Below are 14,453 nucleotides of genomic sequence, written 5' to 3' on the forward strand. Positions count from 1 at the left end.
AGGCTTTTCTGCTTTGTATATGAAAAACTTATAGACTGAAATCCTTATATTTGAAGGCATTCAAACGAAATTAGATATCGTCAATAAATATCCAAATTTGCGACGTGTCGTAAATTGGGCAAGCATTAACAAATCAACTGAAATCCTTATATTTGAAGGCATTCAAACGAAATTAGATATCGTCAATAAATATCCAAATTTACGACGTGTCGTAAATTGGGCAAGCATTAATAAATCAACTGAAATCTTTATATTTGAAGGCATTCAAACGAAATTAGATATCGTCAATAAATATCCAAATTTGCGACGTGTCGTAAATTGATTTGCGACGTGTCGTAAATTGGACAAGAACTATACAAAATATAAAAAATAACTGCTCAAAGCTATGTCACGCAAGGGATAAGCGTATTTTTTATAATTAATATTTGAGCACTTTTAGGTTGAGGATTTCTGCTAAATATGACGAAAAAAGAAGCGAATTGATATTAGAAAATCAAACCAGAACAAAATTTTTCAGGTTTCGAGTATAGGATGAAAATCAAAGAGGCGGTTACAGCCGAGCAAGACATGGAACCACCTCTCAAATTCACGTTAGCCCCCGAAGGAGGTAACTTCTCTATGTCCGATTTTAAGGCATTTCATCAAAAAGGAAATCCGAATACTTCGATCTCACTCGTCGAAGTTTCTCCAACGACTCAGGTTTATTCATCACCCGTGGCTGTCGAGTTGGTTAAACAGGGCGGAATGCTTGCCGCCCTTGCCTTCATCTGCGTATTTGTTTATCTGTTGACGAAGCTGATTGAAGCTTCTAAGTAGGTTCGGACAGCTTGCTGTGCGCCTACCCTGATCGCTTCTCACGTTGAGCGGCAAATCTACCGCTCAACGTGAGACTCTGAAAATTTCTGCGCTTTTGCTCAAAATTGCCGCCGTGGTTCCCGTGACTCTGGTAATCACCGCTCAATGATGACGTGTGGCATGATGTCTCACTGTCTTAACCTGAGTCTCAAATCTCGTACTACATCGCTGGACTAAATTCGGACTAACTGAGATTTGTATTACGTGTAGTACAACAGCTACAGCTTAAGAAACTCGTGAGACTAGGATTTCGGATTTAGTTCATGCAAAAAACGCTGAAACTCCGTCTATGAAAGAGGTTTCAGCGTTTCTAGTGGATTTGCGCTTCTGCATTCGTCCGCAGAAGTTCCGTATGGGGTCAACGTTTTACACAGACCGAGAACAATCTTGACTAGACAACTTCACGGTAACTTTACGAGAACAGTCACGCTGTAAATTTCTCTGTGTCACGTGTTTATATAACAGTACAAACTTTCTAAGGTTTGCAACCATTTGAAGTTAGTAAATTCAACAGTTTTAACTATGCGTAAGGTCAACGTTCAAAATCTCTTGAGCTACGTACCCGTCCACATCACCTTAAGGTTTGGGGAAACAAATTTAGGCGTTGGTACAGCATTCTTCTATACCCATGAAGGTCAAGACTATCTCATAACGAATTGGCATAACGTGTCAGGTCGCGACCCTCAGAACTACTCCCTTCTGTCAAAAGAAGCCGGAATACCCGACAATATTGTACTCAGACTGCCTTATCTAGAGGCTCTAGAGGACGGCACTCTAGTCATAAAGTGGCTTCCGAGCGCACTGAATCTATATAACGACAAAGATCAAACACTGCCTGCATGGTGGGAACATCCCCAACATGGATCAGATGTTGATGTAGTAGCAATACGTATACGGCGACCTAGTGAGACAAAATCAATACCAGCAAATAATGAGGTTCTAGATTTAGAAAAACTTCAGTTTGAACCAGGAATGGATGTTTTTGTTTTAGGTTTCCCGCTCGGCATTAGCGGCGGGGGACGCTTTCCGATCTGGAAACGTGGAAGTATTGCCTCGGAGCCTGATGCCCATATCGACAACCTACCGAAAATGTACATTGATACAGCCACAAGACAAGGAATGTCAGGAGCGCCTGTATACGCCCAGGAAACAGGAGTTTGGGTGCCAGAAGGAAAAACATTGCACGACTTTGAACACGTGGCTTTCGGCAAGGGATACCGCTTTCTTGGAATATATTCTGGGCGCATCCTGGGAAGCGATCCGCTTCACGCACAGCTTGGGATCGTATGGAAGGAGGAGGCGATCCTGGACATCATACGATCGGAAAAAACTGGAATTCCATCCAACGAACTAACAAGCAAATCAACAGAAGCTTCCTAGAAATTGATTGAAAAATTTGGATGATTAGACCGTTGCATTGCCCGTTTAGAATTCCCAACGTTCACCGATCGCACTCGGAGCCATAGAGAATCGTCCTCGTACCGGACGGGGAGAATCGAGCGCACCAATACCCATCGGCAAGCCAGACGCGCACCGGATGATAGGCAAGACAGCCCACCACGATAAGCACAATCGTTAAAGGAACAACGACTGCTAACGCCGGAAACAAAACACTTGGTCTTACTTGCCACGGGGAATTTTTCATCACTGCCTTTCTGGGAACGGGTTCAGGATTCCCAGATCGAGGGCGGCGATTGCAAAATCCACGGTCTTGTTTTTGACGATGCCTCTACCGTAGCAGTCCTGGTTATTAGTCGATAACCTTGGTTTGTTGCCAGCCGAGGGATTGCGACATGGAAGACATAAAAGAGATTGATGCGGATTTGAGAGCAAAACTTGACGAGTACGTCAAGTTGAAGGAAGACGCAGAAATCCACAAATTTCTCTACGAAAAAACAGTAGCCAAACTACTAGAGCTTGGTCAACAGATATCAGAAGCAGTCGCCCCAGAACTTACGCCAGAAAAACTCTTCATTTCCTACGCAATCGAAGAAACTCACGAGTTTCCAACAAGGGGTAGGAAACGAAAAGAGCCGGACAAGGACTTTCGGTACATGGTCGCTAATTTGTCGCCAAAAACAGACGAGCATGGGTTATCGATGTACGTCAGTCGCAGTATACGCATACTGTCCGAAGACGAAAGCCACTCTCGATTCCTTCAGCAACTTCTTGAAGAACTTGAAAGAAGGAAAAGCGAGAATCCTGACCCAGGTTGAAGCCGGAAGCCGACGTAGAAATTTCACGTAGCTTCACCATCACTTCACGATCGCACCCAGGCAGGGGCGGCAAGATGGAGCGTTGCGATTTAGACAAGGGCACGTCAATGCTTTTCACCTGGGGAATGATCTGTTTGATCGTTGGACTGATTTTCAGCCCTCTATTAATCGGTGTCCCGATCCTGTGCCTATCAGCAGTGCTTTTCTTTTGCTCGTTCTGTAAAAACGCCTTCGCTCCGGGCAAGGGCCAGAAGACAAAGAGCGAACAGCCAGTTGAGCGATCGAAGGTGGAAACCCTGGATGATTGGGAGTGACGTTGTTGTGCCTGTCACTTGAGTCGAGCAGAAACCTGTCGGATCTCTGGTCAAGATCAGGCTGTAAAGACTGACAGTAAAACTCTGCTCATAACACTTGCCGCTTTGTAACTGCTATATTTACGCCAAGCATCATAAGACAAGGTTGAAGGATAGATGAGCCAAGAGCAAAAAACAATCAATAGTCATATAGAAACGTACCTAGACTATTACTGTAATTTGTCACATGCACCCGGATTTGCTGTTCTTTTACAAGGTCAATGGGGATCTGGAAAAACATGGTTTATTAATAGGTATCGTGAAAAGCTTAAAGAGAATAATCACAAGTGTCTGTACGTAAGCCTTTATGGAATGACTTCTTTTTCTGAGATAGAAAATGCTTTTTTTCAACAACTACATCCTGTGCTCTCTTCAAAAGGAATGGCAATAACAGGAAAGATTATTAAAGGTTTACTGAAAGGCACGTTGAAGATTGATCTAAATAGCGATAGCAAAGATGATGGAACCCTAAATCTTCAGATTCCAGAAATTAATCTGCCGGAATATCTTAGAGATGCCGATAAAAGCATACTGATATTTGACGATTTAGAGCGCTGCAACATAGACCTGGTTAATATATTAGGGTACATCAATTTCTTTGTAGAACATCAAGAATTGAAGGTGATCCTTATTGCTAATGAAGACGAGCTAGTGAAGGATACTAAATATCAAATTATTAAAGAGAAATTGATAGGTAAAACCTTTGGTGTCTCTCTAGATTTTGAAGGTGCATTGGAGAATTTTATTGCCGTAATAAATAACTTAAACGCCAGAAGATTCTTATCTGATAATACTGAGTTGATACAAAATTTCTATGGACAAGCTGGGTATGAAAATCTAAGAAACCTGAAGCAGATTGTTTTAGATTTTGAGAGAATATTCAATGTTTTGCCAGAAAAGGCGAAAGACAAAGTAGAGTTAGCGCAAGATTTATTGAAGTTACTTATAGCCTTTTCTATAGAGATCAAGCGCGGCAACATACTGCCCAAGGATATTAGTAAGTTAAGAGAAACATATTCCGTTAGCCTCAGTACGAGAATTGCGAGCCAAGCACTTGGCACTGGCAAGGATGAGGATCAAGAGAACACTCCACTTCAAGAAGTGCTCAACAGATATCCCTCAATTGACTTGCGCGATCCATTTCCAAGTGAATTATGGTGGCAAGTATTTTTTGATAAGGGCATTGTAGATATCGAAGAATTAGCTCAATCAATATTAAACAGCAGATACTTTCAAAACGAAAATACTCCAAACTGGGTTAGGCTGTGGCATTTTACTGATCTTTCTGATGACGATTTTGACAGTATTATTAGCAGCGTCGAATTAGACTTTTCTAATAGAAAGTATGTTGAGATTGGAATAGTAAAACACGTTTTTGGACTCCTTCTCATGTTCTCTCATGCTGGACTTTACAGCAAAAAAAAGGATGAAATTCTCAAGAACACTAAGCGCTACATTGATTACTTGAAAGATAGTAAACAGCTTGCTATTTCTACTTCTTCATCAATTGATTCCATAACCGATGATGGTTACGGTAGCCTTGGATTTCAAGGAAAAGAATTTGAGGAGTTTCAAGAGCTATCTTCTTATATTAACGAAGTGAAAAAGTTAGCACAAGAAGAGAGTTTACCTGTTGCTGGTCAAGAGTTGCTTACAATCATGCAAAGTGATATCTGGAAGTTCTCTAGAATGATTTGTCTAAGCGAATATCAATATGAAGATATTTTCATCCAAGATTATCATGAAATTCCTATACTAAAGTATATAGAACCAACTACTTTCATAACTTTACTACTGCAAATGGGTGTTGAAAACAAAAGACGCATTCTTCTGTCATTACGTGAACGGTATAAATTTGGAAACATTAATCTAAGGCTAATCGAAGAATTAGAGTGGCTTAAATCTGTCCGAGATCTACTACAAAAAGAAGTTGAGAGCAGAAAAGGAAAGGTTAGTGGGTTTGTTTTAGCATCATATATTCAGTACTATCTGGACGAGGCTATCAGAAAGCTCGAAAAAGATAAAGCACAATTAGGGGCAAACCAGCAGTAAATATTTGCGTTAAATCCTTCTAGAGAAAATCAAGCGTATCAATACCGATTAGCTAACCAGACATGCACCAGATGGTAGAGGTAGTAGGTCAATTTGGTGAAGACGAACTCAAAGGAACATCGCTTGCCATTGCCGGAATCAAAATATTCAATCGCACTTGTCATTGTGGATTCTTCATTGCTCTCTCGCATGGGATAGGGTTAAGACTTTCCCAATAGTAAAGTGTCCTTACTAGAACTCGTAATCACGATTTCCCGCCTTAATCTTCTGGAACAGATTTACCTCTGCAAACTGCTGAGAACCTTTCCTAGAGTTTGAGACGGCAAAGACTTAAAGCGTTCTGATCGCGAGGTTGAAGCAAAATAGTTCATACCGGAATTTCACGTGGGTTCACCGTCACTTCACGATCGCACCAGAATCAATCTGTCAGCATTCATAAGCGTGTTTCTGTGGTGGATGGCTCTATGAAAATTGCGGCAATCGGCTTAGCTGGATTGGGGATTGTGTGTGCGGGTGTCTGGGCGGTTGCATTGGTCGTCAAGAACAATTCGCCCGTTGCGACTTCGGTTGTGCCCTCGCCTGTCCCTACAACTCAAGCCACTGGCTCTGGCGGTGGATCTGCATTTGACGAAACATCAAAGGAAACTTGTGGAGATCCGCCAGACGCAAGCGCAACCTGGTATGCAGTATTTATTGATGGCGGGAATCTTAACGAGGTTCACAGACGGTTTTGCAAAGACGCGATAGCTGTAAATCGGCAAGATTCTGGCAAGGCATCGATCCAGGTTGCCAGTTTTAGCGATCGCGCTAGGGCAGAAGCTTTTGCAAAGTCGGTTAGTGGTGAGGTGTCGAGGTATGAGCCGAAAGTGGCTGGACGTGAATCGACGGTCGGTACGACATCTGAACCAGGCTCAAAAATGCGGCAAGCTATTGAAAGCTACGCCAGCAGGAATTATGAGCGATCGTTGAAACTGTTTCAGGAAATCATCGAAGAAGACCCATCCAATGCCCAAGTTTGGCGCAATTTGGGAGAGGCATATCACGCCACTGGAGACGATTACAACGCATCGCTGGCGATGAATAAATCCAAAGAGATTTATTTGCAAAATGGGGATAAGAACGGAGCCTACCAGGTTGAGACACAGTTAGAAAGCTGGAAGTCAAAGCGCGTCTAACCCATCAATCAACGCTGTTATCGCCCCACCCGTCTCACAATCGAGTGGATCTTCGTCGCATGGTTCAGGCAGGTGTAATTCCCCGGACGATGTTGATATCCGAGGGCATCGCTGTGGTGGGAGGGCGAAAGGGATGCGACGGAGATAGGTTGCTCGGAGTCAGTTCGGAGTCAGTTTTATCGCCCGAAACCCTTACAGAGTAAAAGCTACAGCGTTTTAATCGGAGCCAGTTCGGAGTCACCGGAGTCAGTTCGGAGTCAGTTCGGAGTCAGCTTTGACCCACTATAAAGTTGGATCAAAGCTTTATATAACAAGGGTTTCAGCCCCCTTCCTCGGAGTCACCGGAGTCAGTTTCCCTACTCAACGCAAGCGAGAACAAAAAATATTTTTCACCAATACAGGAAGATCGAAAAAAATATTTTTAATACATACAGTAATAAGTCTCAAAATTGACTCCGGTGACTCCGGATCGAATTCCCCAAAACCCCGATATGTAAGGCTTTGACCCAGTTTAAAAACGCTTAAAAACTGACTCCGAACTGACTCCGGTGACTCCGAGCAGAATCGCTGAAACCCCTGCCATTACTAAGCCTTAGCGTTTCACAAACTGACTCCAGATCAAAACGAGGGGTCATTGCCCCTGTGCAGAATATTTACTTGTAAGCGGGTTCTAGGGCAGTTTTAGGGAAGCCCCTAGACTGAAAGGCTAGAACCTATGGATGACCTGGGACTCGAACCCAGAACCAGCGGATTAAGAGTCCGATGCTCTACCATTGAGCTAGTCATCCGAGAAGTTCTCCTCATATCATATCAGGATTGCTCAAATCAGGATAGGGTATGGACAAGTGGCTCTCGATCGTTGGAATTGGCGACGATGGAATCGACGGAATTTCGCCAGTGAGTCGAACACTCATCGATCGCGCCGAAATTATTTTCGGGGGCGATCGACATTTAGCCATGTTGCCAGGGGATTCACGCCTCAAAATTCGCTGGACTTCTCCGATCGAGCATTCGATTCAAAAACTTCTCACCTACCGAGGGCAATCCGTCTGCGTCCTCGCAAGCGGCGATCCGATGTGCTATGGAATTGGTTCAACCTTAGCCCGTCACGTTGACCTTGCAGAAATAACGATCGTACCCGCGCCTTCAGCCTTTAGCCTCGCCTGTGCGCGCTTAGGCTGGTCACTCCAAGAAGTCGAAACGCTGAGCCTTTGTGGGCGCGATCCAGCTTTGCTGAATGCTGTATTGTATCCAGGCGCAAAAATTCTCGTGTTAAGTGCCGATCGACAAACTCCTGCGATTGTTCAGCATCTCCTCAAGCAACGCGGTTTAGACGACAGCGAAATCGTTGTTCTCGAACATCTAGGCGGCACTCAAGAACGAATTGTTCGAGGAGACTTCGAGCATCTCGCTGACTTAAATACGATCGCCATTACTTGTGCTTCTACTCCCTTACCTGCACGAATTCCAGGTCTTCCTGACTCGGCTTATATCCACGACGGGCAACTGACAAAGCGCGAAATTCGAGCAGTGACTTTATCCACCCTGGCTCCGCATCCGGGACAATTGCTCTGGGATGTCGGCGCAGGGTGTGGCTCGATCGCAATCGAATGGATGCGATCCGATCGCAGATGCCGCGCGATCGCAATCGAATCCAACACTGATCGCCTCAAACTCATCGCCCAAAATGCCAATACCCTCGGCGTTCCCAATTTAAAGATCGTTGCGGGCAAAGCGCCGATTGCACTTCAAGATCTACCCGAACCCGACACGATTTTTATTGGAGGCGGATTAACTGTCCCGGATGTTGTGGAAACCTGTTGGCGATCGCTGCGATCTGGAGGACAACTCGTGGCAAATGCAGTCACGGTCGAAACAGAAGCCAAACTATTCTATTGCCAAAGTCAACTCGGGGGAGAACTCACTCGCATTGCTGTTCAAAGAGCAGAAGCGATCGGGAAATTTCTAGGCTGGAAAGCCATGTCACCGATTACACAATGGAGTGTCACAAAACCTTAATCCAACGGACTATAGTGACGGCACCCTTCGCAAGGACCATCTGGATTGACAGCACATCGGACTAACTCCGATCGCGCATTAAATTCACAACTCGCATCTCCCAAAAACCAACGCCCATCGACGAATGATCGCTCGAGTGGGCGTTGAGCTGTTTGGACATAGAGCGCGACTTTATGGAGTCGATAGCGCCCTAAGTTGAGTTGGTAGCGATGACGGCGTTCTAAAACGGCATAAGTCTGACCCTCCAAGTCAAGATAGGCTCCGGGCTGGGGCGACCAGTCTAACTGGACATTGCCAAGAGAGCGACGCGGATGGGTCAGAATAACCTCTGTTGGTAGTGAGTCTTGCTCCATGAAATTGTGTTCTAGCTAACGCTTAGAGTTCCTTGATGGTATCGCACTTGAGCAACGACCCGGACTGAGTTTAGATTTTGCAAAGAATTGACAGGCTCTATTTCTTCCTCACAACTCCATACCAAGGATTAATTTGCAGCACACCACTGGGTTTGAACACCACCTTAAATGAGGCTGCTGACTCGGCAGGTGCATTTGGATCGATCTGCTTACTTAATTGCGGCAAGGGTGTGCTCTTCACAAACTCGTTTGCAGGAGGATTATCGGGTTGGAATCCCACGATCGTGCCATCCGGTTTGATGCGGACTCGGTAGACTAAATCTTTGTCAAACGGTGGTCTGCCTTGCCAACTTTTGTCGATCGCATCATAGAGCTTTGGTTGCAAATTCTCTAAAGTCTCAGCATCAGTCAATTCGGTCGCAGGTGTGGCAGCAGCCGTTGGACTGGGGGATGCCGCAACCGTTGCAGTTGGGCTAGGCGATGCGGTAACGGTTGCCGCATCTGGACTGGGGGATGCCGCAACCGTTGCACTCGGAACGGCTGAAGCAGCATTCGCAGGAGTCACTTCAAGATTGCCTTGTGGTTTGAAAACCACTCGGTACTGTGCCAGTGGCTCAGAATTCGGCGTACTTCCTCCAGGTGGAAGATAGAGCAAATCCAAGAGCGGTGTTTGTTGTCTTGCTTTTTCTAATGCAACTGGCGTTTCAGCTTTAAAGCCGACAATATCGCCATTTCTGGCAACGCCAATTCGATAGGCTAACTCTTCAGTCACCGCAGATTGAGTCGTCCATTTACCGCGAATCTGCTCAGTGACGCGATCGCCTAATGTTTTCAACTCCGCCACATCGGTAATCGCAGGGGCAGCATTCAGCGCCGTTTCCAGTTGGGTCAGATCGGGACTTGCCGCAGCCGTTGGAGAAGGCGTAGGACTCGGGCTAATCGATGGACTCGGACTCGGACTCGGAGAATTTTTAGCAATCGCAGCCGGACAATCGGGCGCACCCGGACTCAAACATTCCGGAGTTTTCACCCGCATTGTGGGCAGAGAGAAAAAGGCAACCGCTGCCAATGCTAAACCAGAAACCCCAATCGAAGCCGGAACGACCTGTTTTGCAAGCGGTTCGCCAGAGCGAGCATAGCGTTTCGGTACAGGAGAAAGATTTAGTGACCAAAACGGCAGAGTCTGCGTATCTGCCACAAATTGATCGATCGCTTCAACGAGATCAAATAATTGCACCGTGGTCAAATCCGCAGAGCGTTCTTCACTCGCCGGATTATTCGGATCTTTTCCGACACTGAGGCGGTGATGAGACCGATCGAGACGCTCTAAGGTCACGAAAGAAGGACGATCGCTATACGTATGACGCGGTAAATGAACGCCACTGAGAAACTCTTGAGCATACAAACTCACTGCTGTGACCAGGCTTTCAAAGAATTCACGCCCGCCCTTAAGAGGCGTTTCTTGCCCAGGCAGATGACATTCTGCATTGATTAAAAGCGACATGACCGGACGAATATCGGCTTGTCCAGTGGCAGTTGGATCAGATAGCCCTTCCAAAATCAAAGTGCAATTCGGCAAACTGTATTGCCGTTGTAGCGTCATTGCATTCGTCATTGCACTTCTCCGTCAAACAAACTAATCCACAGCCGTTGTACACCGGAAGTCCCCGTACAAAACAGCAATTGCTCTAACAAATCCAGCGCCAATTCGTTCAGTTTTTCATCTGAACTATACGCCAAAACTCCCGCCCGCTTGGAATTCATCCGGCTGCGATAATGCGCGCGAAATCGCTCTAGATACTCTGAGAGCCGAAAATGATGATCGGGAGACAGATTCTTTTCACTCAACTGCTGATACGCCAAAAGCAATTGCCGAATCAACACGGTTAAACGACGTGCCAAATAGCAAGTGATCAGGACTAACGCTTTGGCTTCAACTAACGTTAAAGGGCGACGTTGAGCATAGCGACGGAATGGATTCGTCGATCGCATCCGCCACAGTGCCACTCGATTTTTGAGGACTCCGCGCAGGTCAAAATCGTTTGCAACCGCCAAGATTGCCTCTGATCCAGTGAGATCTAACGCCTCGATCGCGAGCAATAACAAATCGATCTGCATCCGGGTGCGACGGGGGCAAACGCCATCGGCAACGGGTGGATCGGGCAGACCATCGAGAATAATCGGAGTTGGGGGAGTTGGCGGAGCAGGTGGGCTATTCAACTGCATTACATTCACGGAGACACTCATTCCTTTAAATTTAGCTAGTCACACTACACGATTTGTCTGAAGCAACCTTATTTCTTCAAGGCTGAAAGACCCAGAATTTGAGAATGCTTCATTCCATCATTCACTGCTCCTAACTACGAATCACGCATGGTAAATTACGAATTGCCAGCATTGTACCGAGAATTTATGACGAATTCGCGGGTGAAGTCTAGCAACGCACCTAGCAAATTCTGTGGGCGAAGTCCGATTCCTGCCTCCGTAGAGTTGCGGGAAGTTGCAACCGATACAATTGCTGAAATCAAAATTTTCCCAGACAGCATTACAGTCTAGCGGACTTCTCGCACAGTGCTGCTCCATTTTGACAAATTTGATCGCAATTCAGCGCAGATTTTTATGAGGGAAGTGGGACAATAGATCTCATTGTTTTGCCCTGCGTTAATTGATTGGATGTATGTTGAAGAATTTCAAACGAGTCGTTGCCGTTTTGCTGATGGTGCTGGCACTGGGTTTGCAGGGCTGTGTGTCTGGCGTGGGTGGGCTGAATAGTTTTGTGGATAGCACCGACGGCTATCGCTTCCTCTATCCCAACGGTTGGCTTTCGGTCAAGGTCGCAAACGGTCCTGATGTGGTGTTTCATGACATTATCGAGCAGACCGAGAATATCAGTATGGTGATCAACCCCGTTCCCGGTAAGAAGAAGCTGTCGGATTTGGGCACACCTTCAGACGTGGGATATCAGTTGGGCAAAAGCGCGATCGCTCCCCCTGATTCAGGTCGCAAGGCTGAATTGATTAGCGCTGAGGAGCGTCAGATTGCCGATCGCACCTATTACCTGTTGGAATATTTGGTCACGTTGCCGAATCAAGAGCAGCGTCATAATTTGGCAAGTGCGATCGTCTATCGCGGCAAGCTCTACACCATGAATGCGTCCACGTCTGAGACGCGTTGGGAGAAAATGGCTCCGCTGCTGACCAAATCTGTGAAGTCCTTCAAGGTAGATTAGATCGATGCCTGTTCCCTTTGTGCTTGCGTCTGCTTCTCCGGCTCGAAAGCGACTTTTAGCGATGGCTGGGATTCCTGTCATGGTTTACCCGAGCGATTTTGACGAGTCGCAAATTCAAATTACCGACCCCGGACAACTCGTGCAGGTTTTGGCTGAAGGGAAGGCGCGATCGACGATGCGCGATTTGTTCGATCGTCAGGCTGAATTACCGCCTGGTTTTTTCTCTACGCATCCAGGATTGATTCTTGGCTGTGATTCAGTTTTGGCGATTCACGGTGAAATTCACGGCAAGCCGAAAGACCCTGACGAGGCGATCGCGCGCTGGAAAATGATGCGCGGCAATGTGGGCGAATTGTTTACAGGACATGCATTTTTGCAGCCTTACACAACGGAGCAAGGCGCATTGATGCCTTATCCACCGCTCGTCAGAACGCAAGTGACGCAGGTTTATTTTGCAGACATTAGCGATCGCCAAATTGAAGCCTATGTTGCCACTCAAGAACCGATGAATTGTGCCGGCTGTTTTGCCTTAGAAGGACGAGGCGGCTTATTTGTCGAAAAACTAGAAGGCTGTCATACCAACGTGATTGGATTGAGCTTACCGCTCTTACGGCAGATGTTAGCAGAATTGGGATATGACGTAACTGACTTTTGGGCATGAGCCGAGTTTAAAGATTTAGCGTGATCCGGAGCGAGCGCCCCTAAACTAGAAGAACACAGAGAGACAATAGGTTAGAACTCTTACCGAAGTCCTTCGAGATTGGCGCTTATCCAGCATGACGTTACCTGTGAATTCTTCAAGGCATGAGGCGAGTCCAGAACAACGTTCTGATGATCTGTTACACGATCGATATGCGATCGGACGGGTGCTGGGACGCGGTGGCTTTGGAGTCACATATATAGCGCGAGATATGCAGCTGCCGGGAAGACCTCGCTGTGTGATTAAACAGCTCTGTCCTAAGGTTCAAGATCCCTCTGCCCTGAAAAAAGCACGTCAACGCTTTGAGCAGGAAGCGAGAACTTTAGCGAGATTGGGCAGCCATTCTCAGATTCCCCAATTGTTAGATTACTTCGAGATTGAGGGCGAGTTTTATCTCGCTCAAGAATTCGTCCGAGGTCGCACCCTGGCTCAAGATGTCCGTAAGTCAGGCGTTTGGTCAGAACAGGCGGTGAAACAGTTTCTAAAAGAATTTCTGCCGCTCCTGCATTACGTCCACCGACAAAAGGTGATTCACCGCGACATCAAGCCGTCTAATATTGTCTGGTGTAAAGAAGATGGACGCTGGGTTTTGATTGATTTTGGTGCAGTGAAAGAACGCTGTGTTGCGCCGGATTACTCTGAGCGATCGATGGCAACTCATTTTGTCGGCACGATTGGCTTTGCGCCACCTGAACAAATTGCCATGCGTCCGACCTATGCGAGCGACCTCTATGCGCTCGGTGTCACTTGTCTCTATCTCATGTCGGGCAGAATCCCCAATGAGCAAGATTACGACCCCTACACAGGAGAATTAAATTGGCAAAATCTGGCGCGGGTGAGTGATCATTTTGAGCGAATTCTGGACAAAATGCTGAAATCTTCAACGCACGATCGCTTCAAATCAGCCGATGAGATTTTGCGAATGTTAGAACTCGAAGATCACTTAGAAACGCTCCGCCCCTGTTTGAGTCATTACCCGTTATCTCAAGCTGAACTGGAACCGGAAAACCTGGAATTTGTTTCACCCTTGGTCAGAACCGCCATCGCAATTCGAGCGTGGCAAGCTCGCCTTGCAGCCAGACAGTCACATGAAAAAAACCGTTAAGGGGTAAGCAACGATCGCCGTTTCATGAACTTGACTGCCATCACAACAGATAGAAAGGCAATACAGCAAGCAACGGCAACGAATGTCTCCCGTAAATCGGGTGAGACAACGACAATAAAGCCTTTTCCTTTAATCAAAGCTGCAAAACTTGAAACACAAAAAGGCATCAAATAGAGCCGTAAGGTTTGCCAACTGCGCAGTTTTGCCGTCTGGGAAGCAACACTGAAAACCAGACCCGTTCCAATCACAGCGCTCATCCCAATCGAATTGATCCAAATAGCAGGGGCAGGATCGAAATGAAACGAAAGCGTCACAAGATACCAAATGAGATAGCACCAAAGCGCCGCTTTCCCGACTTTGAGTTCAGCCAGATAACCGATCAACCCTTTCATAAAC

Annotated in this window: 15 protein-coding genes and 1 tRNA gene; 10 read left to right on the forward strand and 6 right to left on the reverse strand. The window is 46.3% G+C overall.

Annotation, left to right across the window (positions count from 1 at the left end; translation table 11 throughout):
- Nucleotides 1-531 precede the first annotated feature (531 nt).
- Both LEPBO_RS0129875 and LEPBO_RS38685 read left to right on the forward strand, forming a co-directional pair.
- Nucleotides 532-816 (forward strand): hypothetical protein, encoded by a 285-nt coding sequence (locus LEPBO_RS0129875; RefSeq protein WP_017291276.1) that lies wholly within the window; start codon nucleotides 532-534, stop codon nucleotides 814-816.
- Between the two features lie 561 nt (nucleotides 817-1,377).
- On the forward strand, nucleotides 1,378-2,235 hold the full coding sequence (locus tag LEPBO_RS38685; protein WP_017291277.1) for a trypsin-like peptidase domain-containing protein: 858 nt from the start codon (nucleotides 1,378-1,380) through the stop codon (nucleotides 2,233-2,235).
- A 61-nt stretch (nucleotides 2,236-2,296) separates the two neighbouring features.
- Here the strand turns inward: LEPBO_RS38685 and LEPBO_RS42540 are convergent, their stop codons facing one another.
- On the reverse strand, nucleotides 2,297-2,500 hold the full coding sequence (locus LEPBO_RS42540) for a hypothetical protein (protein WP_144056295.1): 204 nt from the start codon (nucleotides 2,498-2,500) through the stop codon (nucleotides 2,297-2,299).
- A 148-nt stretch (nucleotides 2,501-2,648) separates the two neighbouring features.
- On the opposite strand from LEPBO_RS42540, the gene LEPBO_RS0129885 reads away from it, so the two are divergent.
- The 3 genes from LEPBO_RS0129885 to LEPBO_RS0129905 all read left to right on the forward strand — a co-directional run bounded on the left by LEPBO_RS0129885 (nucleotide 2,649) and on the right by LEPBO_RS0129905 (nucleotide 6,651).
- Complete coding sequence (locus LEPBO_RS0129885) at nucleotides 2,649-3,071, forward strand: hypothetical protein (protein WP_017291278.1); 423 nt, start codon at nucleotides 2,649-2,651, stop codon at nucleotides 3,069-3,071.
- A 470-nt stretch (nucleotides 3,072-3,541) separates the two neighbouring features.
- Nucleotides 3,542-5,476 (forward strand): P-loop NTPase fold protein, encoded by a 1,935-nt coding sequence (locus LEPBO_RS0129895; protein WP_017291280.1) that lies wholly within the window; start codon nucleotides 3,542-3,544, stop codon nucleotides 5,474-5,476.
- Nucleotides 5,477-5,940: 464 nt separating this feature from the next.
- A complete protein-coding gene (locus LEPBO_RS0129905; protein ID WP_017291282.1) occupies nucleotides 5,941-6,651 on the forward strand; it encodes a tetratricopeptide repeat protein in 711 nt (236 codons plus the stop codon).
- Nucleotides 6,652-7,367: 716 nt separating this feature from the next.
- On the opposite strand, the gene LEPBO_RS0129910 is transcribed toward LEPBO_RS0129905, so the two are convergent.
- A tRNA-Lys gene (locus LEPBO_RS0129910) sits at nucleotides 7,368-7,439 on the reverse strand.
- Nucleotides 7,440-7,488: 49 nt separating this feature from the next.
- On the opposite strand from LEPBO_RS0129910, the gene cbiE reads away from it, so the two are divergent.
- Nucleotides 7,489-8,670 carry a precorrin-6y C5,15-methyltransferase (decarboxylating) subunit CbiE gene (gene cbiE, locus LEPBO_RS0129915; RefSeq protein ID WP_017291283.1) on the forward strand — a complete coding sequence of 394 codons (1,182 nt, stop codon included), beginning with the start codon at nucleotides 7,489-7,491 and terminating at the stop codon, nucleotides 8,668-8,670.
- Here the strand turns inward: cbiE and LEPBO_RS0129920 are convergent.
- The 3 genes from LEPBO_RS0129920 to LEPBO_RS0129930 all read right to left on the reverse strand — a co-directional run bounded on the left by LEPBO_RS0129920 (nucleotide 8,667) and on the right by LEPBO_RS0129930 (nucleotide 11,270).
- Entirely contained in the window at nucleotides 8,667-9,023 is a 357-nt protein-coding gene (locus LEPBO_RS0129920) for a DUF6464 family protein (RefSeq protein ID WP_017291284.1), read from the reverse strand. The two genes, cbiE and LEPBO_RS0129920, sit on opposite strands and share 4 nt — an antisense overlap.
- Before the next feature lie 97 nt (nucleotides 9,024-9,120).
- A complete protein-coding gene (locus tag LEPBO_RS38695) occupies nucleotides 9,121-10,638 on the reverse strand; it encodes a DUF4335 domain-containing protein (RefSeq protein WP_017291285.1) in 1,518 nt (505 codons plus the stop codon).
- Nucleotides 10,635-11,270 (reverse strand): DUF3038 domain-containing protein, encoded by a 636-nt coding sequence (locus tag LEPBO_RS0129930; RefSeq protein ID WP_026149027.1) that lies wholly within the window; start codon nucleotides 11,268-11,270, stop codon nucleotides 10,635-10,637. The genes LEPBO_RS38695 and LEPBO_RS0129930 overlap by 4 nt, the downstream gene beginning before the upstream one ends.
- Nucleotides 11,271-11,396: 126 nt before the next feature.
- Between LEPBO_RS0129930 and LEPBO_RS42545 the strand changes: the two genes are divergently transcribed.
- From LEPBO_RS42545 to LEPBO_RS0129950, 4 genes are all read left to right on the forward strand, one after another.
- Nucleotides 11,397-11,579, forward strand: a complete 183-nt coding sequence (locus LEPBO_RS42545) for a hypothetical protein (protein ID WP_017291287.1) — start codon at nucleotides 11,397-11,399, stop codon at nucleotides 11,577-11,579.
- Nucleotides 11,580-11,700: 121 nt separating this feature from the next.
- Nucleotides 11,701-12,252: a photosystem II reaction center PsbP gene (gene psbP / locus LEPBO_RS0129940; protein ID WP_017291288.1), complete on the forward strand. Its 552-nt coding sequence runs from the start codon at nucleotides 11,701-11,703 to the stop codon at nucleotides 12,250-12,252.
- Between the two features lie 4 nt (nucleotides 12,253-12,256).
- A complete protein-coding gene (locus LEPBO_RS0129945; RefSeq protein ID WP_017291289.1) occupies nucleotides 12,257-12,913 on the forward strand; it encodes a nucleoside triphosphate pyrophosphatase in 657 nt (218 codons plus the stop codon).
- A 115-nt stretch (nucleotides 12,914-13,028) separates the two neighbouring features.
- Entirely contained in the window at nucleotides 13,029-14,057 is a 1,029-nt protein-coding gene (locus LEPBO_RS0129950) for a serine/threonine-protein kinase (protein WP_017291290.1), read from the forward strand.
- Here LEPBO_RS0129950 and LEPBO_RS0129955 read toward each other — a convergent pair.
- Nucleotides 14,054-14,449: a hypothetical protein gene (locus tag LEPBO_RS0129955; RefSeq protein WP_017291291.1), complete on the reverse strand. Its 396-nt coding sequence runs from the start codon at nucleotides 14,447-14,449 to the stop codon at nucleotides 14,054-14,056. The genes LEPBO_RS0129950 and LEPBO_RS0129955 overlap by 4 nt on opposite strands.
- Between the last annotated feature and the right edge of the window lie 4 nt (nucleotides 14,450-14,453).

This window comes from Leptolyngbya boryana PCC 6306, assembly GCF_000353285.1.
Taxonomy (GTDB): Bacteria; Cyanobacteriota; Cyanobacteriia; order Leptolyngbyales; family Leptolyngbyaceae; genus Leptolyngbya; species Leptolyngbya boryana.